Genomic DNA, 24,578 nt, shown 5'->3' on the forward strand with positions numbered 1-24,578 from the left:
TATGCTTTGGATAACCAACTGGAATACGAACATGGATCTGGCCAACCTCAATGCTTTTATCGCCATCGCCGAGTCCGGAAGCTTCTCCGGCGCCGGTGAACGCCTGCACCTGACGCAACCGGCGATCAGCAAACGCATCGCCGGACTGGAGCAGCAACTGAATGTGCGGCTGTTCGACCGACTGGGCCGCGAAGTGGGTCTGACCGAGGCCGGCCGGGCCCTCCTGCCACGGGCCTATCAGATTCTCAACGTGCTCGATGACACGCGCCGCGCCCTGACCAACCTGACCGGCGAAGTGACCGGTCGTCTGACCCTGGCCACCAGTCACCACATCGGCCTGCACCGTTTGCCCCCCTTATTAAGGGAGTACACCCGCCGTTACCCACAGGTGGCGCTGGATATTCAGTTCCTCGATTCGGAAGTGGCCTACGAGGAAATTCTCCATGGCCGCGCAGAACTGGCAGTCATCACCCTGGCGCCGGAGCCACACACACTGGTCAAGGCCACGCCGGTCTGGGATGACCCGCTGGATTTCGTGGTCGCCCCGGAACATACATTGATCAGCAACGGCGCTGTCACATTGGCGGACATTGCCGGCCATCCTGCGGTTTTCCCCGGCGGCAACACCTTTACCCACCATATTGTCCAACGTCTGTTCGAGGCACAGGGCCTGACGCCGAACATCGCCATGAGCACTAACTACCTGGAAACCATCAAGATGATGGTGTCGATTGGCCTGGCGTGGAGCGTTTTGCCGCGCACCATGCTCGATGAACAGGTGGCGCGCATACCTTTGCCGGGCATACAGCTCAGTCGCCAGCTAGGCTATATCCTGCACACCGAACGGACGCTGTCGAATGCTGCACGGGCGTTTATGGCCCTGCTGGACGCTCAAATCGATCTGCCAGGGAATCACGGCTGACTTGTGCTACTCCTATAGAGCTGCCGTCCCTGTGCCTAATGCCCAAATCAGCTCAAGGCCCCTTAACAATGCCGAAATCTGTTGACCGTATTCCGCCGATGCCGCGTATTCAGGCCATTGATCCACGGCGTTCCGAGCAGAGCTGGGAGAGCGCGCCGCAATTGCTCGCGGCGCTCAATGGCGCCCGACTCGGCGCCTGGTATTGGGACATCGAACGCGGGCAGATCAGTTGGTCGCGGGGCACTCAGGCCTTGTTCGGCTTCGATCCACGGCAGCCGTTGCCCGAAGATCTGGAATACCTCGACCTGCTGCCGCCGGAAGACCGGGCGAAAACCGTTCGCGCCTTCCACGCGGTAATAGCCGGCGCGCCGCTGGAACAGGCGATGCACCACCGCATCCGCTGGCCCGATGGCAGCCTGCACTGGCTGGAGATCAATGGCAGCCTGCTGCCGGACAAGCATGGCCGGCCCCGAATGATCGGGGTGATCCGTGAAATCACCCACCAGCGGCAACGGGAACAGGCCCTCAGCAGTTCGGAGAAACGTTTCGCCACACTGTTTCATCTGTGCCCGAACATGGTGCTGCTGACCCGACAGGAAGACGGCCTGATCAGCGAGGCCAACCAGTATTTCGAAAGTCTGTTCGGCTGGCCGGTGCAAAGTGCGATCGGGCGCACCACCCTGGAATTGGGCCTGTGGGTGCATCCCGAGCAACGGGCGGAGCTGGTCAAGAAGACCAAGGCCAAGGGCGAACTGATCAGCATGGAAGTGCAGTTCCGCGCCAGCAATGGTCAAGTCCATGACGGCATTCTCAGTGCGCAAAAGGTCGAGCTCGAAGGCCAGCCTTATCTATTGAGCACGTTTCTCGACACCACCGAACGCAAAGCCGCCGAGCACGCGCTCAAGGACAGCCAGGAACGCCTCGACCTGGCGCTGGATTCGGCGCAGCTCGGCACCTGGGACTGGCACATTCCCAGCGGCATGCTCTACGGCTCGGCGCGCGCCGCGCAATTGCACGGGCTGGAGCCGATTCCGTTTCACGAATCTTTTGACGAGTTCTTCGAAGGCGTGCCCGGCGAGGAACGCGACAGCATGCGCGACGCCTACCGCAGCCTGCGCGAAGGTCCGGCGGGCAATTATCAGCTGACGTATCGCGTGCAACTGCCGGACGGCAGCTCGCGTTACCTGGAAAGCCGCGCCCGCCTCTATCGCGATGAAAACGGCGCGCCGCTGCGCATGGCGGGCACCCTGCTGGACATCACCGATCAAGTCGAACGCGAACAACGGCTGGTGGCTTCAGAAGAGAAGTTCGCCACGCTGTTCCAGGTCAGCCCCGACCCGATTTGCGTGACCCGCCAGGAAACCGGGGAATTCATCGAGATCAACTCCAGCTTCACCCAGACTTTCGGCTGGAGCGCCACTGACGTCATCGGCCATACCGCCGAAGAAGTCGGCCTGTGGGACGCCTCGGCGAAAAGCCTGCAACGCATCGAACGGGTGATCCGCGAACAGGGCCTGAGCAATGTCGCGATCATCGTCCAGCACAAGGATGGCCAGTCGCTGACCTGTGTGATTTCCAGCCGCCAGATCAGCGTCGGCAATCAGCCGTGCATCGTCACCACGCTGCGCGACATCACCCAGCAACAGCGCTCGGAAGCGGCCCTCAAGGCCAGTGAAGAGAAGTTCGCCAAGGCGTTTCACTCCAGCCCCGACGCCATCACCATTACCGAACGCGACACCGGGCGTTATCTGGAAGTCAACGACGGCTTCTGTCGCCTGACCGGTTATCGCGCCGACGAAGTGGTGGGCAAAACCGTGTATCAGGTCGGCATCTGGGCCGAGGAAAAACAGCGCTCGGGACTGCTTGCAGAGCTTCAGATCAAGGGCCGCGTGCACCATCAGGAAATGCTCGGGCGCAACAAGCGCGGGGAGTTGCTGACGGTGGAAGTGTCGGTCGAACCGATCACGCTCAACGAAACCGCGTGCCTGCTGATGACCGCCCGGGACGTCAGCCTGCTGAAGAACGCTGAAGCGCAGATCCGTCATCTGGCCTATCACGACCCGCTGACCAACCTGCCCAACCGCGCGCTGCTGATGGATCGTCTGAGCCAGCAGATCGCCCTGCTCAAACGCCACAACCTGCGCGGCGCGCTGCTGTTTCTCGACCTGGATCACTTCAAGCACATCAACGACTCGCTCGGCCATCCGGTCGGCGATACGGTGCTAAAAATCATCACCGCGCGCCTTGAGGCCAGCGTGCGCATGGAAGACACCGTGGCGAGGCTCGGTGGTGACGAATTCGTGGTGTTGCTCAGCGGTCTGGAAGGCACCCGCAACGAAGTCAGCGGCCAGGTGCGTGAACTGGCCGACACCATTCGCGAATTGCTGTCCGAGCCGATGTTCCTCGACGGCCAGCGCCTGCAAGTGACGCCGAGCATTGGCGTCGCACTGATTCCCGATCACGGCTCGACCCCGACCGACCTGCTCAAGCGCGCGGACATTGCGCTGTACCGGGCCAAGGATTCCGGGCGCAACACCACGCAGATGTACCACAACACCATGCAGAAAGCGGCCAGCGAACGGCTGCGCATGGAGACCGACTTGCGCCTGGCGCTGTCCCGTGGCGAATTCAACGTGCATTTCCAGCCGCAAGTGGACGCCCGGGACAATCGCATCATCGGCGCCGAAGCGCTGGTGCGCTGGAATCACCCGGAGCTCGGTGCGCAATCACCCACCGAGTTCATCAAGGTCCTGGAGGACAGCGGGCTGATCCTTGAGGTCGGCACCTGGATCCTCGATGAAGCCTGCGATGCCTTCAAACAACTGATCGCCGAAGGCCTGATCGATCCTCTGGCATTCAGCCTGTGCGTGAACATCAGCCCCCGGCAGTTCCGCCAGAACGACTTCGTCGAACGCATCGAACACAGCATGACCAGCCACGGCCTGCCCTGCTCGCTGCTGAAACTGGAAATCACCGAAGGCATCGTCATCCAGAACCTGGAAGACACCATCAGCAAGATGCGCCGCCTGAAAAAACTCGGCGTGAGCTTCGCCATGGACGACTTCGGCACTGGCTATTCATCACTGACCTACCTGAAACGCCTGCCGGTGGACACGCTGAAGATCGATCAATCCTTCATCCGCGACGCCACCAGTGACCCCAACGACGCCGAGATCATTCGCGCCATCGTCGCCATGGCCCGCAGCCTGGAACTGGAAGTGATCGCCGAAGGCGTGGAAACCCCGGAGCAGCTGGAATTCCTGCAAGGGCTGGGTTGCCATTTGTATCAGGGGTATCTGCACAGCCGGCCGGTGGCGCTGGAGGTATTGAAAGGCTTGCTGGATTGACCGGGACGCGTGCGGTTGCTGACCGAAGGCACCGACGCCAGGCCAGTAATTGCCAGGGTTGGCGGCAACCTGTAGGGTCGCGTTTTTTCGCGCCGTTTCGAGATCGATCATGCAGGATGCAACCCTCCCCCGCCCGGCCCTGCTGGGCATTGACCTAGGTACCACCAACAGTTTGATCGCCGTCTGGCAGGACGGTCAGGCCCGGTTGATCCCCAACGCCCTTGGCGAGGTACTCACGCCTTCCGTCGTCAGCCTCGATGAAGACGACAGCATTCTGGTCGGCAAAGCCGCCCGCGCACGCCTGACCACCCACCCGGAACGCACAGCGGCGGCGTTCAAGCGATTCATGGGCAGTGAAAAACGTCTGGAACTGGGTGGGCGCTCATTCAGCCCGGAAGAACTCTCGGCGCTGGTGATCGGTTCGCTCAAACAGGATGCCGAGGCCTTTCTCGGTCATCCGGTGTCTGAAGCGGTGATTTCCGTGCCGGCGTATTTCAGTGACGAGCAACGCAAACGCACGCTATTCGCCGCCGAACTGGCGGGCCTGAAAGTCTCCCGCCTGATCAACGAACCGACCGCCGCGGCCATGGCGTACGGGCTGCACGAACAGAAATTCGAACGCACGCTGATCTTCGATCTGGGTGGCGGGACCTTCGATGTCACGGTGCTGGAATATGCGTTGCCGCTGATCGAGGTGCATGCGTCTACCGGGGACAACTTTCTGGGTGGCGAAGACTTTACCGAGGCCTTGCTGCAGGCGTGCCTCAAGGCATGGCAGCTCACCCCGGCGCACATTGAAGCCCAGAACCTGGCCAGCCTTTGCGACGCCCTTGAACAGCTCAAGTGCAAGCTCGCCGAAGGCACTCAAAGCCTGAACTGGCGCAATGGCGATACCTCATATGAATGGACGCTGGACGAAGCGACAGCGCTGAAAGCCTGGGAACCGCTGCTGACTCGCTTGCGCGCCCCCATCGAACAGGCCTTGCGCGACGCCCGGCTCAAACCCCGCGACCTCGACAGCCTGGTGCTGGTGGGCGGCGCCACACGGATGCTGGCTGTGCAGCAAATGGTGGCCACGCTCTTCGGACGCCTGCCTTACCGACACCTCGATCCGGACACGATCGTCGCACTGGGTGCGGCGACGCAAGCGGCGTGCAAGGCGCGCGATGGTGCGGTTGAGGAACTGATCCTGACCGACGTCTGCCCCTACACCCTGGGAATTTCGACCAGCCGCGGAGAAGGCATCAGCGGTGCTTTTTCACCGATCATCGAGCGCAATACCGTTATTCCGACTTCCCGCGTGCAAAAATTCCATACCACGCATGCGAATCAGTCACTGATCCGTATCGAGGTGTATCAGGGCGAGCGCCCGTGGGTGCGCGACAACATTTTCATCGACTCCTTCGACGTGGAGCTGACCCCGAGCGAGCATATCCAGGGCCTGGACGTACGCTTCAGCTACGACATCAACGGCCTGCTGGAGGTCGATGTGACCTTGCACGACAGCGGCAAACGCCACAGCCACAGCATCGACCGCAGCCCGACCGGGCTTGACGAAGAATCCAGGCAAACCAGCCACGACCGACTGATCGCCCTGAAAATCCATCCTCGCGATGCGCTGCCCAACCGAACCCTGCTGGCACGCCTGGAACGGGCCTGGATGCAGAGCCTGGGCGATGAGCGCGAGCAGATCGCCGAATGGCTGGACGCTTTCACCACCGTGCTCGGCGCCCAGCAATCGGCGGACATCACTCGCCATCGCACCCAGTTGAACAAGGCGCTCGACGAGTTGCGCCTTTAGGTTTCCAGCTGCCGCAAAGCGGCCTGCAAACCACCGGGCAACGCATCCCTTCCTGCACTGTCCGGTGGCACACCGTAGCGATTGAGCAACTGGTCGCCAGGCAGGAAGAACAGCGTCAGCGGCAAAAAGGGCAGGATCAAGGACACCAGGCCGAACGCCAGCAACGTCGCAACTCCGCGGCCCAGGTCATGCAACCGTCGGAGAACGACGCCGAGCAAACACGCGAAGCCTAGCCCCATCACAACAGTCCCGGACGTCGGTGTGCCGCTCATCAGCGCGGCGACCGGGGTGATCAACACGACGGCCAATACCTGCCAGAAGAATGCCCCGCGCCCCAAGCGCGAGCCCCAACGCCAGAACGCCGCGGCAGGCACTGGCTGAGTATCGCCCTTGGCCAGCAACAGCACTTCACAGCGGGACAACAACGCACTGAACGCAAACCGCAGGCCGAGCCCGTTACCAGGGTCATCCTTGGCTTGCTGCAGACGTTGCAGGCGTTTTTGCCGAGGTACGCCGTTACGACCGAAAAGCACCAGTTCCTTGAGGGTATCGAGGGCCAGGTAAAAATCTTCGCTGTTGATCCCCTCATCTTCGAGTTCCTGCTGCGGAGGTCGCGGCGGCTCGCCCTTGATCAAGCCATGACGAAAACCATCGAACCATTCGGCAGGATTGACCACCTCGGTGATGCGGTCTATCAGGAAGCGGCGCTGCTTCGCATCGAACAAGGTGTCGTGATAAAGCACAGCACTCAGCAGCATACGCCCTAGCAGATCATCGTCGAACGCGGACATTTCGCTGCGCATGCACTCGAGCAAGCGGTCATTGCCCAGCAACCGAACGCTGTCGAGCGCCTCCTGAACACCAAGCAATTGCCGGGCAAGCATGGCATGCACCGGGTCCGCGCCTTGTAGCCAGCCGAGTATGGTCCCCAGGTCACCCTGTTCACGCATCAACCGGGTCAACAGCGGCTGCAACCGGCTGAGCGGATGGGCCGGGTTGAAGGTCAGGCGCTCGAGACACTGCACATCAACCATTTGCATCCAGCGTTCCGGCTGATCGAGCAATGCCCGCAGGAACAGTGTTTGGGCGTACCACGCCCAGACCGCCTCGCCCTCCCCGATCGACGGCAACACCGCGCCACGCTGAGCCAGTTCGAGCAGCAGCTTGAGATCGGACACATCGCTGTCAGCTTTCGGGTCATCGAGCTTGAACGCCTCGGCGATACGTTCCAGGGCAACGTGACTGTAGGGGCGCAATCGGCGCAACCACACCCGGCAAACATCGTGTGGCGTGCTTTTCATCAACGCTTCGGGCAACTGCGCCGAGGCTGCGTCGTCGGCAACGAAGGCTTGCATGGCCAGCGCAATCGGCGCCCGGCTCAGCCAGCGAACGTGTTGCTCAGCCTGGTACTTGAAGCCACCCAGCACCAGCGCTTCGAGTGCGTCAAACGGCAGCGGCTCATCCAGTAACTGTTGCAACAATTGTGTATCCCCACGATGCAGCGCCCAGGCATGTCGATAGAGACGCTGCAACCGTGAATCGTCATGCTCGCCAAGCAGTTGCGCCAGCAGGGGCAACTCGTCGCCGGTCAGCCGCCAATCGACAAAGGCTTGCGCCAGGCCTCGCAGTTCGAGCTGGCCGATGCCCAGCCAACGCATCATCGTTTCCGGGCGCTGTGCGGGGCTGCCAAAAACCTGAGTGGCGTGGGCCAGATCGACGGGCCAGTCACTGAACGACTCCAGGCGATCGAACGCCTGTATCAGCAGTGGCAAAAAGTCCGGCAGGCGCTTGGCGCACAATGCAAGCAACTGGCTCTCGGCCTTGGGATGGCGGTGCTCCTGCCACAAGCGAATCCAGTACGGCAGCGCCTGATCGTCCAGACCCAACAGACTGCTCTGGCACGCCAGCAAATACAGCCAATCGACATCATCCGGCGACGCGCGGTGCTGCTCGATGCACCGCTGCAAAAAGCTTTCGCCGCCGATGCCGGCCTGCGTGAACAGCACCGTCAGGCGCTTGAGGTAAACCGCGTCGTCGGGTAATGGCAGGCATGTGTGCTGGCGAGCGAAGTCTTCGAACTCTTGGAGTGGCCGCTCGGCGAAAACGAAATCCAGACTTCGCGCGTACCACAGGGTTTCCATTTGCGCCGCCTCCGACCACTCCCCCATCAGCGACGTATCAAACGGGTCGGAGGTGTTGATCCGGTCGAGGAACGCTTCAACGTGTCGGGCCTGATCGAAGCCCAGATCCAGCAACTGATGCTCCCACCCCATGCGCCGGGCCAGAACGCTTGCACAGCGGTAGGACAGCGGACCGGCGTTGGCCGTGCGCCAGAACAATTCCCAGCGCAGCTCATCAAGCTCCCCGAGTGGCAGTTGATCGAGGGCTTTGACAAAGTCCTGCCAGGCGCCGCTGTTGAAGCGCCGCGTCGGATCGCTCAGCAGCGAATCAAATTCGACAAACGTCTTGCGCGACACTGGCTCTTCAGGCGCATCCGGCGCCTCTTCATTGTCACGCGCCTCGCGGATTGCATGTTCGTAGGCCTGGCGAAGCGCTTGAAAACCGTCGGGATCGGTCTCCGGGTGATGCTCCGGCAATCGTGCGCGGTAGGCATTGCGGATCAGGGTTTCATCCGTGGTGGGTTCAATGCCCAGACGTATCCAGCAACTCATGACCAGTCCAACTCCTCAAGTGACTCCGGCCGTTGCGGCACGTCCAGTTCCATCTGCCATGGCAGGTCTGCAAGAAACACCGGAATGTTCTTATTGAGTCCGTGAACAATCAGCAGATTGTTCGAAAATATCCCCTGCCGATCCAGCTCGAAGGCCAGCTCGTCATCGCTTTTACTCATGAGACTCCAGAACGCACGACCCACCAGGAAGCCATTGAAATAGGCCAGCCAATTGCTGTAATGGAATTGCGCCCTGGCTGCCAGCCGACTGTGCAACCAGATGCTCTCGGCCACATCGATCCACTGGTTGCGCACGCCGCAACGCAGGAGAAATCCCATGCGCCCGTAATCCCAGGACAGAATCCCGCCGGGCCCGCAATTGCCGAAGGTGCGACTGGCGAACTGGTGCAGGATGCGCTCTCGAGGTTCAAGTTTTTCGAGCAACGCCTGCCATTCACTCGGCAGACAATGCTCCCAGGCGCGAAAGGCGTCTTCGAGATGAGTGGCATGGCCGTTGTCGGTCATTCTTTCGAGCATTTCGAACAACTGCTCGCGGTCATCAATGCCCCAGCTTTCGCGCAGATTGATGTATTTGTCTTTGCAGAACGCGGGAGCGTCGTACCACGTGCCAGGATTGAGCGCCGCCATCGGCGCAGAGAGGGCCCACAGCCAACGCTGCTGAATCTCGTCCATGAAAAATGCTCCAGGCCGACCGGAAAGGAATGGGGCCGGCAAAACTGCGGGCGATTGTAGAGAAACCGCTACGACGGGGCAAAGCAGCCCTTCCCTTTTCTTTCGCCCACAAAAAAGGCCCCGACGTATCGGGGCCTTCATTCAGCGGCTTATCGCCCGTTCAGACGACTTGTTTCTGCAAGTGAATCAGTGTTGCAGCGCCGGCTTCTGCGTCCCGTTGATCGGGATGCGTTTGGCTTTCGCCTCTTCAGGGATCACACGCAGCAGATCGATGCTCAGCAGGCCGTTGCTCAGGCCGGCGGCCTTGATCTCGATGTGATCGGCCAGGCGGAAGGACAGCTTGAATGCACGCTGGGCAATGCCCTGGTGCAGGAAAGTGACGCCTTCGTTCGCGTCACGCTTGCCGCCACTGATGGTCAGCACGCCTTTCTCGACTTGCAGTTCCAGGTCTTCTTCCTGGAAACCGGCCGCCGCTACGACGATGCGGTATTGATCGTCACCGTGTTTTTCGACGTTGTAAGGCGGATAGCTGCTGCCTGGCTCGTTGCGCAGGGCGGTTTCGAACAGGTCGTTGAAACGGTCGAAGCCTACCGAGGAACGGAACAGTGGTGCGAGGGAAAATGCAGTACTCATGGTTCAAATCTCCTGAAAACAATCAGCAAGGTTTTTTGTCTCCGCGACCCGAATTCGGCATCGCGTAACCCTTAGATAGGGACCTGCGTTTTGTTTTCAAGAGATTGTTCGGAGATTTTTTCAGGCGGCTTCGGCGACCGGCAAGCCCAGCAAACGCGAGACGTGATCCGGCTCGGTTTCTCGGCGCAACACGGTGAACAGCTCGGTAGCCTCAGGATAATTGCGGGTCAGCATCGCCAGCCATTGCTTCAAGCGGCCCGGGGATTGGCGTGCTGTCATCTGCGCCTTGGCTTGCAGCCAGAAGTCCTGGATCAGCGGCAGCAGCTCGGCCCAGGTCATCTCGACGACTTCCTCGCCGGCACGGGCGGCAGCGATCTGACGGGCCAGATCCGGACGCGACACCAGGCCGCGACCGAGCATGATGTCCTCGACGCCGCTGATTTCCCGGCAGCGGCGCCAGTCTTCGACGCTCCAGATGTCACCGTTGGCGAACACCGGCACCTTGACCACGTCCTGCACGCGCGGAATCCACTCCCAATGAGCCGGTGGCTTGTAGCCGTCCATCTTGGTCCGGGCGTGAACCACAATGTGCTCGGCGCCGCCCTCGGCAAGCGCGGTGGCACACACCAACGAGCCGTCCGGGCTATCGAAACCGAGGCGCATCTTGGCGGTGACCGGAATATGTGCCGGTACGGCACGCCGCACGTGTTCGACGATCTGGTTGAGCAGCTCCGGCTCCTTGAGCAGCACCGCACCGCCACGAGACTTGTTGACGGTCTTGGCCGGGCAGCCGAAGTTCAGATCGATCACTTCAGAGCCCAGTTCGCAGGCCAGCGCAGCGTTTTCCGCCAGGCATACCGGATCGGAACCCAGCAACTGCACGCGCAACGGTACGCCGGAAGCTGTGCGGGCACCGTTGAGCAATTCAGGGCCGAACTTGTGGAAATAGGCCGGAGTCAGCAACTGGTCGTTGACCCGGATGAACTCGGTCACGCACCAGTCGATACCGCCGACACGGGTCAGGACATCGCGCAGGATGTCATCGACCAACCCTTCCATCGGCGCCAAAGCAATTTGCATGGGAAACACACACTCAAGGAAAAACGTGCGGCAGTTTACTGGGTTTCGCGGGTTAAACCCATGTCCGCTGTCTGGATGGCTGGGCCGTAGCCTTCGATGAACTCGGCGGGCATGCGCTTGGGCCTGCCGGTGGACAGCTCGATGCAGACGAAGGTGGTCTGGGCGCGCAGCAGCGTGGTGTTGTCGCTGGGGCGAATCAGCTGGAATTGACGGGTCATTTTCAGGCGCTGATCCCAATCGACGATCCAGGTCGCCAATTGCAGTTCATCACCTTCGTAGGCGGCCGCCAGGTAGTCGATTTCGTGCCGCACCACCGCCATCGCCCGATCCAGACGACGGTACTCGACCAGATCCAGACCCAGCCGCTGCGAGTGGCGCCAGGCGCAACGTTCGAGCCAGGAGACGTACACCGCGTTGTTCGCGTGCCCCAGCCCGTCGATGTCCTCGGCGCCCACTTGCAGATCAATGGTAAACGGCGTTGCCCGATCCCAGCCCATGCCCTACTCCCGGTCAAATGATTCAACCGAGGCAGTGTAACGGATGACTACGCCGATTGCCGCGCCTGAAGGCTGCGACCGGCCAGCAGTGATAACACGCCATCAATCACCCGAGGGTCAGCCAGCACGCGCTGGTGACCGCCGGCTTCCAGGCGCAGCAGTCGGCTGTCGAACCAGGATTCGTGGATCAGTTGGGATTCCTTGACCGAGACGAAGGTGTCGTCTTCGGCGTGCACGATCAGGCCCGGCATATCCAGCTGATAGTGGGCGACATCGAGGGTTGCGGCACGCATGCCGACGTCTTGCTCAACCTGGCGAATGAAGGCAGAACGAGCTCTTGGCGGCATCCCGACGTAATGGGCAAACCCGCGCAACACGCCCAGAATGCGAGCCGGAGCAGCAATGCTGACCAGGGTTTCAGTGCGCAACCCCAATTGCACCGCGAGCATGGCGCTGGCGCCGCCCATGGAGTGGCCGATGACGGCCTGCAGCGGAGGCAATTCAGCGGCGGCTTCGAGCATGGCCCGGGCAAACAGTACGACGTTGGCTTCGCGCCCCGGCGAACGACCGTGGGCCGGACCGTCGAGAGCGACAACGGTGTAACCGGATTCGACCAGCGCCGTGATCAGCGCGGCAAACTGGGTCGGACGCCCTTCCCAACCGTGCATCAGCAGAACCGTCGGACCTTGCCCCCAGCGCAGCGCGGAGAGGCCGAAACGCAAAGTGATCCGCTCGGATTTCGCCAGCAGCGGCAATTCCCAATCCCGTGGCGCATTGGCGCGTGGGGTCATGAATGCCAGCCGCATTTTGCTTGCCACCAGTTTCGGTGCAAACCAGCCCAAGGTGCCATTAACGCCGCGAACCCACTTCAACGTGCTCATCGCTCTCTCCTCAGGCTCGTTGCCTTCAGGTCAACGCACCGCCGACTTGGCAGCGCGCAGCAATCGATCGGATAAATCACCAGGCCCCAACGCCCTTGAGAGCGCCAGACCACCTACCATCAAGGCCACGTCGGCCAACGTTTTATCGATGTCTTCAGGGCTTGAAGCCAACTGCGCGATCATCAACTCCAGGTGCTCGTTCAGCGCGGTGCGGAACTCTTCCGGCAGCCGTCCCAGCTCACCGATGGATGCCGGGATCGGGCAGGCCGAATCGCTGGAATCACGGTGTTTGCGCGACAGGTAGAACGCAGCCACCAGGGCGCGACGTTCTTCGCCGGTCAATTCAGAGTCCATATCGGCGATCAGGTCTCGGCGACGCCCCAGCAACTGCTTGAACGCCTCAAGCATCATGGCGTCCTTGCTTTCGAAGTGCGCATAGAAGCCACCGACAGTCAGGCCGGCGGCGCCCATCACTTCACCCACGCTCGGCTCGGCCGGGCCACGCTGAATCAGCGCGGCGCTGGCAGCCTTGAGGATGCGTTCGCGGGTTTGAGCTTTTTTGTCGTTCATCGTTGCCTCCGAATATTACGATTAGAATATTATTCTCATAATAATATTCTGCAAGTCGAAAATATGACCGCTGGTCTGAAGCACAGTTTAAGGAAAAAGGAGACTTGGCCAAACGCCAGACAAACAAAAGGGCCATTCAATAATTGAATGACCCTTATAAATCCCGCAGAGCGGGTAATCGTGGCGTCCCCTAGGGGACTCGAACCCCTGTTACCGCCGTGAAAGGGCGGTGTCCTAGGCCACTAGACGAAGGGGACACAAACCTTCTATACAACTGATCAGTGCTGAGATCTGATCGATTCAAGGTCGGTGTGGCCAGACCTTGAACTGTAAATTGGTGGAGCTAGACGGGATCGAACCGTCGACCTCTTGCATGCCATGCAAGCGCTCTCCCAGCTGAGCTATAGCCCCGGATTTTTCGCCTCGCGGCGGAGCGACATCTTGCAACATCGCTTCTGTAAAACTGGCGTCCCCTAGGGGACTCGAACCCCTGTTACCGCCGTGAAAGGGCGGTGTCCTAGGCCACTAGACGAAGGGGACGCAAACCCTTCTATACAACTGATCAACGCTGAGTGTTGATCGCTTCGAAGCCGGTGTGGCCAGGCTTCGAAGTGTAAATTGGTGGAGCTAGACGGGATCGAACCGTCGACCTCTTGCATGCCATGCAAGCGCTCTCCCAGCTGAGCTATAGCCCCTCATCGTTGATGTCATCGCTGAGGACGGGGCGAATCTTAAGGGCGTATCGAAAGGCTGTCAAACTTATTTTTGAAAAATTTCAAAATTTTTTGTCGGCATAACAATCACTTACCACCCTCCCCCCGTAAATTCGGGGGAAAACGCCGAAGGACGGGATCAAAAGATCCTGACCTCCGGCGCGTCCTGCAGAGTCAAACGCAATCAGGCGATAGCGCCCAACAGCTTTTCCCACTCTTTGTTTTCTTTCTTCGACACGCCGCCCAGCAGGTCAATCGCCTGGCGCAGACGGAAACGGGTCAGGTCCGGCCCGAGGATTTCCATCGCATCAAGCACCGATACCGAGCTCGCCTGACCGGTGATCGCGGCAAACATCAACGGCATCGCATCACGCAGTTTCAGTTCGAGGGATTCGACTACTGCCTGAATCGTCGCCGTGATGCTGTCCTTCTCCCACTGACGCAGGCTTTCGAGCTTCCACAGGATCAACTGCATCAGTTGACGAACCTGATCGCCCGAGAGCTTTTTCGATTCGAACAGCTTGGCATCCGGGTTCACGCCACCGGCAAAGAAGAAACCGCCCAGCGGTGCAACCTGGCTGAACGTCTCGACGCGGCCCTGAACCAGCGGTGCGATCTTCATCATGTATTCGGAGTTGAACGCCCACTTCTGCACACGAGCAGCGAACTCTTCCACCGGCAGATCACGCAGCCACTGGCCGTTGAGCCACGACAGCTTCTCGATGTCGAAAATCGGCCCGCCCAGCGAGACGCGCTTGAGGTCGAAGTTGTCGACCATTTCCTGCAGCGAGAATTTCTCGCGCTCGTCCGGCATCGACCAGCCCATGCGGCCCAGGTAGTTGAGCATGGCTTCCGGCATGAAACCCATGCGCTCGTAGAACGTCACCGAGGTCGGGTTCTTGCGCTTGGACAGCTTGCTCTTGTCCGGGTTACGCAGCAGCGGCATGTAGCACAGCTCCGGTTGTTCCCAGCCGAAGTATTCGTAGAGCAGGATCAGTTTCGGCGCCGACGGCAGCCATTCTTCACCGCGCAGCACGTGGGTGATGCCCATCAGGTGATCGTCGACCACGTTGGCCAGGAAGTACGTCGGCAGACCGTCGGTCTTCATCAGTACCTGCATGTCCATGCGATCCCACGGGATCTCGACGTCGCCACGCAGCATGTCCGGAACAACGCACACGCCTTCGCTCGGCACTTTCATACGGATCACGTGCGGCTCGCCCGCAGCCAGGCGACGCGCGACTTCTTCCTTGGACAGCAACAGCGCACGGCCGTCGTAACGCGGGGTTTCGCCGCGCGCCATTTGTTCGGCGCGCATCTGGTCCAGCTCTTCGGCGGTGCAGAAGCACGGGAAGGCGTGGCCCAGGTCGACCAGTTGCTGGCAGTACTTCTGATAGATGTCGCCGCGTTCGCTCTGACGATAAGGACCGTGCGGGCCGCCGACGTCCGGGCCTTCGCTCCAGTCGATACCGAGCCAGCGCAGAGCGTCGAAGATCTGCTGTTCGGACTCGCGGGTCGAGCGCAACTGATCGGTGTCTTCGATGCGCAGGATGAACTCACCGCCGTGCTGCTTGGCAAAGCAGTAGTTGAACAATGCGATGTAAGCGGTACCTACGTGGGGATCCCCGGTAGGCGATGGCGCGATGCGAGTGCGGACGGTGGTCATGGCATGTCTCGAAAAGAATGAAAAGCAAAGAACGATCAAGCGGCGAATGGTAACAGGCGACACCCGCCCCGCTCCAGCGGACAGGGCATTTAAGCCAACTTTGCGTCTGTAACGCCCGTTGGCCGTGGTGAATGGCTGAATATCAGCAGACGGCATTTACCGTTCATCGGCTGTATGCCAGATTCGCCTGCTGATAACTTTCCTTACAATTCCTCGACTACAGTTTGCCCATGCCTGCCCAACTCAAGCGTCGCCTGTTCATTTTCCTGCTGCTCGTCCTGCTGATTGCCGGGGGCTTTTTTGCTCATTGGTTTTTCAAGGGACGCTTTTATGAAAGCACCGACAACGCCTATGTCCAGGGTGAAATCACCCGCGTGTCGAGCCAGTTGAGCGCACGCATCGACGAAGTCCTGGTGCAGGACAACCAGCATGTGGAAAAAGGCCAGTTGCTGGTGCGTCTCGAAGGCGATGATTTCCGTCTCGCGGTCGATCGCGCCAACGCCGCCCTCGCCACCCGCGAGGCCGAGCGCCTGCAAGCCCAGAGCAAACTGACCCAGCAAGCCAGCCTGATCGCCGCCAGCGACGCGCAGGTAGCAACCACACAAGCCACCCTCGGCCGCTCGCAGGTCGATTTGTCACGGGCAGAAACCCTGCGCAAACCCGGCTACGTCTCCGAGGAGCGGGTCACCACCCTCTCCGCCGACGCCCATATCGCCCGCTCGCAAGTGGCCAAGGCCCAGGCCGATGCGCAGAGTCAGCGCCAGCAAGTCAACGCGCTGAGCGCCGAAATCAAACGCCTCGACGCACAGATCTCCAACGCCCGCGCCGACCTCGCCCAGGCCGAGCTGAACCTGACCCGCAGCGAAATCCACGCACCGATCAGCGGCCTGATCGGCCAGCGCGCCGCACGCAATGGCCAAATCGTGCAGGCCGGCGCTTACTTGTTGTCGATCGTTCCGGACGAAGACATCTGGGTGCAGGCCAACTTCAAGGAAACCCAGATCGGCCACATGCTGCCGGGCCAGAAAGCCGAACTGGTCTTCGACGCTTATGGCGATACGCCGATCGAAGCGCGGGTCGACAGCCTGTTCGCCGCCTCCGGCGCACAGTTCAGCCTGTTGCCGCCGGACAACGCCACCGGCAACTTCACCAAGGTCGTGCAGCGGATTCCGGTCAAGCTGACCTTCAAGGCCGATAACCCGTTGCACGGCAAGATCCGTCCGGGCATGTCGGTCACCGCCACCGTGAATATCAAAGACGCCCCAGACAATGGCCGGTGATCAACTGATCCGCCCGGTCGGCGAACCGACCCGGCGGGACTGGATCGCGGTGATGAGCGTCATGCTCGGCGCGTTCATGGCGGTGCTCGACATCCAGATCACCAACTCGTCGCTCAAGGATATTCAGGGCGCCCTGTCGGCGACGCTGGAAGAAGGCTCGTGGATTTCCACCTCCTATCTGGTGGCGGAAATCATCATGATCCCGCTGACCGCATGGCTGGTGCAGTTGCTCTCGGCACGGCGGCTGGCGGTGTGGGTGTCGCTGGGGTTTCTGATTTCGTCGTTGCTGTGCTCGATGGCCTGGAGCCTCGACAGCATGATCGTGTTCCGCGCCATGCAGGGTTTCACCGGCGGCGCGCTGATCCCGCTGGCCTTCACCCTGACCCTGATCAAACTTCCCGAACACCACCGCGCCAAAGGCATGGCGATGTTCGCCATGACCGCCACCTTCGCCCCGTCCATCGGCCCGACCCTCGGCGGCTGGCTCACGGAGAACTGGGGCTGGGAATACATCTTCTACATCAACATTCCGCCGGGGCTGATCATGATCGCCGGGCTGATGTACGGTCTGGAGAAAAAAGAAGCGCACTGGGAACTGCTGAAAAGCACCGATTACACCGGCATTCTCACGCTGGGTATCGGACTGGGATGTTTGCAGGTCTTTCTTGAGGAAGGCCATCGCAAGGACTGGCTGGAATCGAGCCTGATCGTGACACTGGGCAGCATCGCCCTGCTGAGCCTGATCACCTTTGTGATCGTGCAGGTTTCCAAACCCAATCCGCTGATCAACCTCGGCATCCTGCGCAATCGCAACTTCGGGCTGTCGAGCATTTCCAGCCTTGGCATGGGGGTCGGGCTGTACGGCTCGATCTATCTGCTGCCGCTGTACCTGGCGCAGATCCAGAATTACAACGCCTTGCAGATTGGCGAAGTGATCATGTGGATGGGCGTTCCCCAGCTATTTCTGATTCCACTGGTGCCGAAACTGATGAAGTTCGTGTCGCCGAAATGGCTGTGCACGATCGGCTTCGGCCTGTTCGGGCTGGCGAGTTTTTCATCCGGCGTGCTCAACCCGGACTTTGCCGGACCGCAGTTCAATCAGATCCAGATCATCCGCGCCCTCGGCCAGCCGCTGATCATGGTGACCATTTCGCTGATCGCCACGGCGTACATCCTGCCGCAGGACGCGGGCTCGGCATCGAGTCTGTTCAACATCCTGCGCAACCTCGGCGGGGCCATCGGCATCGCCCTGCTCGCGACGTTGCTGGATGCGCGTACCAAGACCTACTTCGATTACCTGCGTGAAGCAGTGGTACCCACCAATCCGCAGGTGGCCGAACGGCTGGCGTCGATGGCCGATCGCTTCGGCAGTGACACGGCGGCACTGGGGAAATTGAGCGAAATTGTTCATCAGCAGGCGCTGATCATGGCCTACAACGATGCGTTTCGTTTTGTCGGGATTGCGCTGGGAATCAGCATGCTGGCGATATTGCTGACCAAGAAACTGCCCGCCGGCCTGAAGGCTGGCGAGGCGCACTAACCCTGAGTGGACGCAGAGCGTCCAGGGCTGCATTCCCACGCAAAGCGTGGGAACGATCAGTCAGACTGCCAACAATCGCTCGCGCATTTTGGCAATCTCGTCGCGCATCTGCGCCGCCGCTTCGAATTCCAGGTCGCGGGCCAACTGGTACATCTTCTCTTCCAGTTGGCGGATGCGCTTGGTGATCTCGCTCGGCGAGCGCAATTCGGCTTCGTACTTGGCGTTTTCTTCGGCAGCCTTGGCCATGCCCTTGCGCTTCTTGCTGCGCGAACCAGGCACGGTGGCGCCTTCCATGATGTCGGCGACGTCCTTGAACACGCCCTTCGGTGTGATGCCGTTGGCCAGGTTGAAGGCGATCTGCTTGTCGCGACGGCGCTCGGTTTCGCCGATGGCACGCTCCATCGAACCGGTCATGCGATCCGCGTAGAGAATCGCCCGGCCATTGAGGTTACGTGCCGCGCGACCGATGGTCTGGATCAGTGAACGCTCGGAACGCAGGAAGCCTTCCTTGTCCGCATCGAGGATCGCCACCAGCGAGACTTCCGGCATGTCCAGACCTTCACGCAGCAGGTTGATCCCCACCAGCACATCGAAGGTGCCCAGGCGCAGATCACGGATGATTTCAACCCGCTCGACCGTGTCGATGTCCGAGTGCAGATAACGCACGCGCACGCCGTGATCGGCCAGGTAATCGGTCAAATCTTCGGCCATGCGTTTGGTCAGCGTGGTGACCAGCACTCGCTCCTCCACCGCCACACGTTTGGTGATTTCCGAAAGCAGATCGTCGACCTGGGTCAGCGCCGGGCGTACTTCAACCTGCGGGTCGACCAGACCGGTCGGGCGCACCACTTGCTCGATCACCCGCCCGGCGTGCTCGGCTTCGTAGTTGCCGGGCGTGGCCGAGACGAAAATCGTCTGCGGGCTCACCCCTTCCCACTCGTCGAACCGCATCGGCCGGTTGTCCAGCGCCGATGGCAGGCGGAAGCCGTATTCCACCAGGGTTTCCTTGCGCGAACGGTCACCCTTATACATCGCGCCGACTTGCGGCACGCTGACGTGGGATTCGTCGATCACCAGCAAGGCGTCGGCTGGCAGGTAATCGTAGAGCGTCGGCGGCGCCGCACCGGCCGGGCGTCCGGACAGGTAACGCGAGTAGTTTTCGATGCCGTTGCAGTAGCCGAGTTCGAGGATCATCTCCAGGTCGAACCGGGTGCGTTGCTCCAGACGCTGGGCTTCCACCAGCTTGTTGTTGTTGCGCAGGTATTCAAGGCGTTCCTGCAACTCGACCTTGATCCCCTCGATGGCGTCGAGCAGGGTTTCCCGGGGCGTCACGTAGTGGCTCTTCGGATAGAAGGTGAAGCGCGGCAGCTTGCGGATGACCTCACCGGTGAGCGGGTCGAACGCGGAAATGCTTTCCACCTCGTCATCGAACAACTCGATACGGATCGCTTCAAGATCGGATTCCGCCGGATAGATGTCGATTACATCGCCGCGCACACGGAACGTGGCCCGGGCGAAATCCATGTCATTGCGGGTGTATTGCAGGTCGGCCAGACGCCGCACCAGCGCACGCTGATCGAGCTTGTCGCCGCGATCGACGTGCAAGACCATTTTCAAATAGGTTTCCGGGCTGCCCAGACCGTAGATGCACGACACCGTCGTGACGATGATCGCGTCCTTGCGCTCCAGCAATGCCTTAGTTGCCGACAGACGCATCTGCTCGATGTGGTCGTTGATCGACGCATCCTTCTCGATGAAGGTGTCGGACGATGGCACATAGGCTTCAGGCTGGTAGTAGTCGTAGTAGGAAACGAAGTATTCGACGGCGTTGTTCGGGAAGAACGACTTGAACTCGCCATACAACTGCGCGGCCAGGGTCTTGTTCGGCGCCAGCACCAGGGTCGGACGCTGTACCTGGGCAATCACGTTGGCGATGCTGAAGGTCTTGCCCGAGCCGGTCACACCGAGCAGGGTCTGGTGCGCCAGCCCGGCTTCGATGCCCTCGACCATCTGGCGAATGGCTTCAGGCTGATCGCCGGCTGGGTCGAATCGGGTGACGAGCTGGAATTCAGACATAAACACCTCTGGATTCGCGACGCTGCGGACAAACCGGAGCCCCACGAGAAAGACCGCAAACGACCGATGTCGCGCAAGGAAAAACGAAGATTGTGCTGAATGTGGAGCCGATTGCCTCGCCTTTCAAGGCAAACGTCCTACATCCGGTAAAGTCTCCGACAAGTCCATTCGACTAACGGTCGAGAAATAATCGGAAAAACTTACCTTAAAAGCCGAATCGCCTGTCGCCATTGATCGATGATGGCCTCTATACTAGCTCCCCGTTTGTGCACCGCTCTAGTGCATTCGGCTGGAGCGCCACACGTCCCTCCACTCTCCATTAGAGCTGCCGTAAAAATGAGCCTGTTCTCCGCTGTCGAAATGGCACCCCGCGATCCAATCCTGGGCCTCAACGAAGCATTCAACGCCGATACCCGGACCAATAAGGTCAACCTCGGGGTGGGTGTGTACTGCAACGAAGAGGGGCGAATTCCACTCCTGCGCGCCGTCATCGAAGCCGAAACCATTCGCGCTGCTCAGCATGCCTCCCGTGGCTATCTGCCAATCGACGGCATCGCTGCCTACGACCAGGCCGTGCAAAAGCTGCTGTTCGGCAATGATTCGCCACTGCTGGCGGCTGGCCGAGTTGTCACCACTCAGGCGGTCGGCGGTACCGGCGCACTGAAAATCGGTGCCGACTTCCTCAAGCAACTGCTGCCGAATGCCGTCGTGGCGATCAGCGATCCGAGCTGGGAAAACCACCGCGCGCTGTTCGAAACCGCCGGTTTCCCGGTGCAGAACTATCGCTACTACGACGCCGCCACCCACGACGTGAACCGTGCCGGCCTGCTCGAAGACCTCAACGCCCTGCCGAACGGCTCGATCATCGTGCTGCACGCCTGCTGCCACAACCCGACCGGTGTCGACCTGAGCCCGGCTGACTGGAACAACGTGCTGGAAGCGGTCAAGGCCAAAGGTCACGTGCCGTTCCTCGACATGGCTTACCAGGGCTTTGGTGACGGCATCGCCGAAGACGCCGCTGCCGTGCGTCTGTTCGCCGACTCCGGCCTGACCTTCTTCGTGTCGAGCTCGTTCTCCAAGTCGTTCTCGCTGTACGGCGAGCGCGTCGGTGCCCTGTCGATCATCAGCGAATCGAAAGAAGAAAGCGCGCGCGTGCTGTCGCAAGTCAAACGCGTGATCCGCACCAACTACTCCAACCCGCCGACCCACGGTGCAAGCATCGTTGCTGCGGTGTTGAACAGCCCGGAACTGCGCGCCCAGTGGGAAGCGGAACTGGCTGAAATGCGCCTGCGCATTCGCGGCATGCGTGAGCAGATGGTCGCTCTGCTGGCGAAGAAAGCCCCGCAGCGTGACTTCAGCTTCGTCGGTCGCCAGCGCGGCATGTTCTCCTACTCCGGCCTGACCACCGAGCAGGTTCACCGCCTGCGCAACGAGTTCGGCATCTACGCCCTGGACACCGGCCGCATCTGCGTCGCTGCGCTGAACCAGAGCAACATCGAAGTCGTGACGGACGCCATCGTTCAGGTCATCTGACCTGACGTAGCACTGAAAACGGGAAGCTTTCGGGCTTCCCGTTTTTTATTTGTCTGAAGAAAAGCCGCTACACCCTCTAGACTGCACACAGACGATATTTCAGAGAGACAACATGAAAAACGATGACCTGCGCGCCGACCGCGACGATCTGGATGACTTCATCCCCCGCGCCCCGGCCAAACGCGGCAACAACCTGGTGCTGCAAGTCGCGGCCGGGGTGTTTCTCGGCGGGCTGGCGCTGTGGCTGGTGCAACTGGGCGCAACGATGCTGTACGCCAAACTGATGCTCGGCACCTTCACGTTCGGCGGTTAAGCCAGTTCCGTTGCGCGCTGAGTCGCCGCATCGTCATAAACGACGTAGAGCGATTCGGCGACCTGGCTCTTGATGGCCTTGGTGCTTTCCAGGCCGAGGACAAAACCTTCGGCCTTGCCGCGTGCGCGGTTCAGTTCTTCAGCCGTGGCGGCCTGGGTGATCGCGTCGAAAAGCTTTTCGGCGTGCGGGCCGACGCCTTTGGGCAGGCTGATTTGCACGGTGCTCATGCGAACACCTCGGCAGGACGATGGGTCAGGATGGGGTTATTCATGGCGCGTACCTTTTCGGCGAATGGCCGGCAGCGCGTGTGACCACTTCCGGGCGGCCATGGTAGACCTCTGCTGCGGTTCTGGTAACCGCCAATCGCCGATAAACCGCCGTCCGTCCTGATCTTTCCAACAAATTTACAACTGGCGCTTGACTAGTCTTTTTAAATCAGTAACATACGCACCAATTCCGCAATAGCTCAGTTGGTAGAGCAAGTGACTGTTAATCACTGGGTCCCTGGTTCGAGTCCAGGTTGTGGAGCCAAATACAGAGCCCCTGAATCGAAAGATTCAGGGGCTTTTTTGTGGACGCTGGAAAATACAGTGCAATGAATGCAGTGCAATAAAAAGGGCCGATCAGTTTCGCAACTGATCGGCCCTTCTCATTCAGAAACAGCGGTCAGACGTGTTCACCGCTCTTGGCATGCGCCTTCGGCGCGCCGTGTCCGTGATCCGAATCCGCCTCGATCACCGGCACTTCATTGCCGTCGCAGTCATGCAGTTTGCCGTCGCTGAAGTAATCGCCCTCGCGCAGCGCTGCCAGATCCCGATAACGCAGGGTTCGCTCTTCTGCCGCCGCAAACACCGACTGCTGATCCGAGTTACCCGCCGTGAAGTGGTTGAACGCCAGGTTCAGCAGGATCGCCATGATCGCCGACGAACTGATGCCCGAGTGGAAAATGGTCGCGAACCAGCTCGGGAAGTGATCGTAGAAGTTCGGCGCGGCAATCGGGATCATGCCGAAGCCGATCGAGGTCGCGACGATGATCAAGTTGACGTTGTTGCGGTAATCGACCTTGGACAGTGTACGGATGCCGCTCGCCGCCACGGTGCCGAACAACACGATGCCGGCACCACCGAGTACCGACGTCGGCACTGCTGCGATCACCCGGCCCATGAACGGCAGCAGGCCGAGGATCACCAGGAAGATGCCGCCGGTCGCCACCACATAACGGCTCTTGATTCCGGTCACCGCCACCAGGCCAACGTTCTGGGCGAAGGCGCTCTGGGTGAACGAACCGAAGATCGGCGCAAACATGCTCGACAGCATGTCCGCGCGCAGACCGTTGCCCAGACGCTTGGAATCGACCTTGGTGCCGATGATTTCACCGACCGCCAGGATGTCCGCCGAGGTTTCCACCAGGGTCACCATGACCACGATGCACATCGACAGGATCGCAGCGAAGTGGAAGGTCGGCATGCCGAAATGGAACGGTGTCGGGAAGCCGAACATCGGCCCTTGGGTGACGCTGGAGAAGTCCGCCATGCCCAGGAACACCGCCAGCACCGTGCCGATCACCATCGCCAACAGGATCGACAGACGCGAGATGGTCGAGCTGCCGACCTTGCTCAGGAGCAGCACCAGCACCAGCGTGACCGCCGCCAGACCGATGTTCTGCATGCTGCCGAAGTCCGGAGCATGACTGTTGCCGCCCATGGCCCAGCGCGCGGCCACCGGCATCAGCGTCAAGCCGATGGTGGTGATCACGATGCCGGTAACCAGCGGTGGAAAGAACTTGGTGATTCGCGAGAACACCGGCGTGATCAGCAAACCGATCAACGACGCGGCAATCACCGCCCCGAGTACCGACTGAAAGCCGCCCTCCCCGCCACTGCTGACAATCGCCACCATGGTCGCAACACCGGAGAACGACACGCCCTGCACCAGCGGCAACTGACATCCGAAAAACGGTAGACCCAGGGTTTGCAGCAACGTGGCCAGCCCCCCCGCAAACAATGAAGCAGCAATCAACAGACCAATGTCCGCCGGCGATAACCCGGCGGCCTGACCGATGATCAGCGGCACCGCGACGATACCGCCATACATGGTCAGAACATGTTGCAGGCCGTAAGCCATATTCGCGCCGACCCCGAGGTTTTCGTCCTCGGGCCGTTGGTGTGAAACATGGGGCGTTTTCATGGTGGGGGGTTCCCTGGTTTTTGTTATGCGCACACTGTATTCAATACTCGTGACAAATGTCCATAGAGTTGTATACAACTTATCGGTCACATTATGGATAGGTAGCCACCCAACCTTCTATCCCGCCGCTTCCATCCCTCACAAATCCGGCAACACATCGTTAACTGCCCCTGCG

At 60.4% G+C, this 24,578-nt stretch carries 18 protein-coding genes and 5 tRNA genes; 8 read left to right on the forward strand and 15 right to left on the reverse strand.

Going from position 1 to position 24,578, the window contains the following annotated elements; translation table 11 throughout:
* Positions 1 to 31: 31 nt before the first annotated feature.
* The 3 genes from AC1RME_RS14670 (at position 32) to AC1RME_RS14680 (ending at position 6,070) form a co-directional block, all read left to right on the forward strand.
* Entirely contained in the window at positions 32 to 922 is an 891-nt protein-coding gene (locus AC1RME_RS14670; RefSeq protein ID WP_096821193.1) for a LysR family transcriptional regulator, read from the forward strand.
* Between the two features lie 68 nt (positions 923 to 990).
* Entirely contained in the window at positions 991 to 4,269 is a 3,279-nt protein-coding gene (locus tag AC1RME_RS14675) for a PAS domain S-box protein (protein ID WP_493091511.1), read from the forward strand.
* 109 nt (positions 4,270 to 4,378) lie between these two features.
* Positions 4,379 to 6,070 (forward strand): Hsp70 family protein, encoded by a 1,692-nt coding sequence (locus tag AC1RME_RS14680; RefSeq protein ID WP_493091512.1) that lies wholly within the window; start codon positions 4,379 to 4,381, stop codon positions 6,068 to 6,070.
* On the opposite strand, the gene AC1RME_RS14685 is transcribed toward AC1RME_RS14680, so the two are convergent.
* The 12 genes from AC1RME_RS14685 to gltX form a co-directional block, all read right to left on the reverse strand.
* On the reverse strand, positions 6,067 to 8,742 hold the full coding sequence (locus tag AC1RME_RS14685; protein WP_493091513.1) for a DUF805 domain-containing protein: 2,676 nt from the start codon (positions 8,740 to 8,742) through the stop codon (positions 6,067 to 6,069). The two genes, AC1RME_RS14680 and AC1RME_RS14685, sit on opposite strands and share 4 nt — an antisense overlap.
* Positions 8,739 to 9,434: a DUF1266 domain-containing protein gene (locus AC1RME_RS14690; protein WP_493091514.1), complete on the reverse strand. Its 696-nt coding sequence runs from the start codon at positions 9,432 to 9,434 to the stop codon at positions 8,739 to 8,741. The genes AC1RME_RS14685 and AC1RME_RS14690 overlap by 4 nt, the downstream gene beginning before the upstream one ends.
* Positions 9,435 to 9,620: 186 nt before the next feature.
* On the reverse strand, positions 9,621 to 10,067 hold the full coding sequence (locus AC1RME_RS14695) for an Hsp20 family protein (protein WP_102621524.1): 447 nt from the start codon (positions 10,065 to 10,067) through the stop codon (positions 9,621 to 9,623).
* Between the two features lie 120 nt (positions 10,068 to 10,187).
* Entirely contained in the window at positions 10,188 to 11,147 is a 960-nt protein-coding gene (locus tag AC1RME_RS14700; RefSeq protein WP_102621523.1) for a tRNA dihydrouridine synthase, read from the reverse strand.
* Positions 11,148 to 11,182: 35 nt separating this feature from the next.
* The gene (locus AC1RME_RS14705; RefSeq protein WP_114882099.1) at positions 11,183 to 11,644 is read right to left on the reverse strand and encodes an acyl-CoA thioesterase; all 462 of its coding nucleotides are present in this window, start codon (positions 11,642 to 11,644) and stop codon (positions 11,183 to 11,185) included.
* Between the two features lie 47 nt (positions 11,645 to 11,691).
* Positions 11,692 to 12,525, reverse strand: coding sequence for an alpha/beta fold hydrolase (locus AC1RME_RS14710; protein WP_493091515.1), 834 nt, complete (start codon positions 12,523 to 12,525; stop codon positions 11,692 to 11,694).
* 30 nt (positions 12,526 to 12,555) lie between these two features.
* Entirely contained in the window at positions 12,556 to 13,095 is a 540-nt protein-coding gene (locus AC1RME_RS14715) for a TetR/AcrR family transcriptional regulator (protein ID WP_096821186.1), read from the reverse strand.
* 181 nt (positions 13,096 to 13,276) lie between these two features.
* Positions 13,277 to 13,352 (reverse strand) — tRNA-Glu (locus tag AC1RME_RS14720).
* Between the two features lie 78 nt (positions 13,353 to 13,430).
* Positions 13,431 to 13,506, reverse strand: a tRNA-Ala gene (locus AC1RME_RS14725).
* A 53-nt stretch (positions 13,507 to 13,559) separates the two neighbouring features.
* Positions 13,560 to 13,635, reverse strand: a tRNA-Glu gene (locus AC1RME_RS14730).
* A 79-nt stretch (positions 13,636 to 13,714) separates the two neighbouring features.
* Positions 13,715 to 13,790: transfer RNA gene (locus tag AC1RME_RS14735), tRNA-Ala, on the reverse strand.
* Positions 13,791 to 13,992: 202 nt separating this feature from the next.
* On the reverse strand, positions 13,993 to 15,474 hold the full coding sequence (gltX, locus tag AC1RME_RS14740; RefSeq protein ID WP_096821185.1) for a glutamate--tRNA ligase: 1,482 nt from the start codon (positions 15,472 to 15,474) through the stop codon (positions 13,993 to 13,995).
* A gap of 230 nt (positions 15,475 to 15,704) precedes the next feature.
* Between gltX and AC1RME_RS14745 the strand changes: the two genes are divergently transcribed.
* Both AC1RME_RS14745 and AC1RME_RS14750 read left to right on the forward strand, forming a co-directional pair.
* Positions 15,705 to 16,754, forward strand: a complete 1,050-nt coding sequence (locus AC1RME_RS14745; RefSeq protein WP_096821184.1) for an HlyD family secretion protein — start codon at positions 15,705 to 15,707, stop codon at positions 16,752 to 16,754.
* Positions 16,744 to 18,294, forward strand: a complete 1,551-nt coding sequence (locus tag AC1RME_RS14750) for an MDR family MFS transporter (protein WP_096821183.1) — start codon at positions 16,744 to 16,746, stop codon at positions 18,292 to 18,294. The genes AC1RME_RS14745 and AC1RME_RS14750 overlap by 11 nt, the downstream gene beginning before the upstream one ends.
* 60 nt (positions 18,295 to 18,354) lie before the next feature.
* Here the strand turns inward: AC1RME_RS14750 and uvrB are convergent, their stop codons facing one another.
* Positions 18,355 to 20,370 (reverse strand): excinuclease ABC subunit UvrB, encoded by a 2,016-nt coding sequence (gene uvrB / locus AC1RME_RS14755; RefSeq protein ID WP_096821182.1) that lies wholly within the window; start codon positions 20,368 to 20,370, stop codon positions 18,355 to 18,357.
* Positions 20,371 to 20,706: 336 nt separating this feature from the next.
* Between uvrB and AC1RME_RS14760 the strand changes: the two genes are divergently transcribed.
* Both AC1RME_RS14760 and AC1RME_RS14765 read left to right on the forward strand, forming a co-directional pair.
* Positions 20,707 to 21,903, forward strand: a complete 1,197-nt coding sequence (locus AC1RME_RS14760; RefSeq protein WP_096821181.1) for an amino acid aminotransferase — start codon at positions 20,707 to 20,709, stop codon at positions 21,901 to 21,903.
* Positions 21,904 to 22,015: 112 nt separating this feature from the next.
* Positions 22,016 to 22,216: a hypothetical protein gene (locus AC1RME_RS14765; RefSeq protein WP_007956421.1), complete on the forward strand. Its 201-nt coding sequence runs from the start codon at positions 22,016 to 22,018 to the stop codon at positions 22,214 to 22,216.
* On the opposite strand, the gene AC1RME_RS14770 is transcribed toward AC1RME_RS14765, so the two are convergent.
* The gene (locus tag AC1RME_RS14770) at positions 22,213 to 22,443 is read right to left on the reverse strand and encodes a hypothetical protein (RefSeq protein WP_096821180.1); all 231 of its coding nucleotides are present in this window, start codon (positions 22,441 to 22,443) and stop codon (positions 22,213 to 22,215) included. The two genes, AC1RME_RS14765 and AC1RME_RS14770, sit on opposite strands and share 4 nt — an antisense overlap.
* Before the next feature lie 228 nt (positions 22,444 to 22,671).
* Between AC1RME_RS14770 and AC1RME_RS14775 the strand changes: the two genes are divergently transcribed.
* Positions 22,672 to 22,747, forward strand: a tRNA-Asn gene (locus AC1RME_RS14775).
* Positions 22,748 to 22,882: 135 nt separating this feature from the next.
* Here the strand turns inward: AC1RME_RS14775 and AC1RME_RS14780 are convergent.
* Positions 22,883 to 24,403: a nucleobase:cation symporter-2 family protein gene (locus AC1RME_RS14780; RefSeq protein WP_096821179.1), complete on the reverse strand. Its 1,521-nt coding sequence runs from the start codon at positions 24,401 to 24,403 to the stop codon at positions 22,883 to 22,885.
* Between the last annotated feature and the right edge of the window lie 175 nt (positions 24,404 to 24,578).

This window comes from Pseudomonas sp. GW822-FHT03F08 (assembly GCF_058801265.1).

Excerpts from the sequence above, each read along its gene's own strand:
- AC1RME_RS14700 (WP_102621523.1), bottom strand. The coding sequence starts at position 11,147 with ATGCAAATTGCTTTGGCGCCGATGGAAGGGTTGGTCGATGACATCCTG.
- AC1RME_RS14780 (WP_096821179.1), bottom strand. The coding sequence starts at position 24,403 with ATGAAAACGCCCCATGTTTCACACCAACGGCCCGAGGACGAAAACCTC.
- uvrB (WP_096821182.1), bottom strand. The coding sequence starts at position 20,370 with ATGTCTGAATTCCAGCTCGTCACCCGATTCGACCCAGCCGGCGATCAG.
- AC1RME_RS14670 (WP_096821193.1), top strand. The coding sequence starts at position 32 with ATGGATCTGGCCAACCTCAATGCTTTTATCGCCATCGCCGAGTCCGGA.
- AC1RME_RS14760 (WP_096821181.1), top strand. The coding sequence starts at position 20,707 with ATGAGCCTGTTCTCCGCTGTCGAAATGGCACCCCGCGATCCAATCCTG.
- AC1RME_RS14770 (WP_096821180.1), bottom strand. The coding sequence starts at position 22,443 with ATGAGCACCGTGCAAATCAGCCTGCCCAAAGGCGTCGGCCCGCACGCC.
- gltX (WP_096821185.1), bottom strand. The coding sequence starts at position 15,474 with ATGACCACCGTCCGCACTCGCATCGCGCCATCGCCTACCGGGGATCCC.
- AC1RME_RS14745 (WP_096821184.1), top strand. The coding sequence starts at position 15,705 with ATGCCTGCCCAACTCAAGCGTCGCCTGTTCATTTTCCTGCTGCTCGTC.
- AC1RME_RS14765 (WP_007956421.1), top strand. The coding sequence starts at position 22,016 with ATGAAAAACGATGACCTGCGCGCCGACCGCGACGATCTGGATGACTTC.
- AC1RME_RS14750 (WP_096821183.1), top strand. The coding sequence starts at position 16,744 with ATGGCCGGTGATCAACTGATCCGCCCGGTCGGCGAACCGACCCGGCGG.
- AC1RME_RS14695 (WP_102621524.1), bottom strand. The coding sequence starts at position 10,067 with ATGAGTACTGCATTTTCCCTCGCACCACTGTTCCGTTCCTCGGTAGGC.
- AC1RME_RS14705 (WP_114882099.1), bottom strand. The coding sequence starts at position 11,644 with ATGGGCTGGGATCGGGCAACGCCGTTTACCATTGATCTGCAAGTGGGC.
- AC1RME_RS14710 (WP_493091515.1), bottom strand. The coding sequence starts at position 12,525 with ATGAGCACGTTGAAGTGGGTTCGCGGCGTTAATGGCACCTTGGGCTGG.
- AC1RME_RS14675 (WP_493091511.1), top strand. The coding sequence starts at position 991 with ATGCCGAAATCTGTTGACCGTATTCCGCCGATGCCGCGTATTCAGGCC.
- AC1RME_RS14715 (WP_096821186.1), bottom strand. The coding sequence starts at position 13,095 with ATGAACGACAAAAAAGCTCAAACCCGCGAACGCATCCTCAAGGCTGCC.
- AC1RME_RS14680 (WP_493091512.1), top strand. The coding sequence starts at position 4,379 with ATGCAGGATGCAACCCTCCCCCGCCCGGCCCTGCTGGGCATTGACCTA.
- AC1RME_RS14690 (WP_493091514.1), bottom strand. The coding sequence starts at position 9,434 with ATGGACGAGATTCAGCAGCGTTGGCTGTGGGCCCTCTCTGCGCCGATG.
- AC1RME_RS14685 (WP_493091513.1), bottom strand. The coding sequence starts at position 8,742 with ATGAGTTGCTGGATACGTCTGGGCATTGAACCCACCACGGATGAAACC.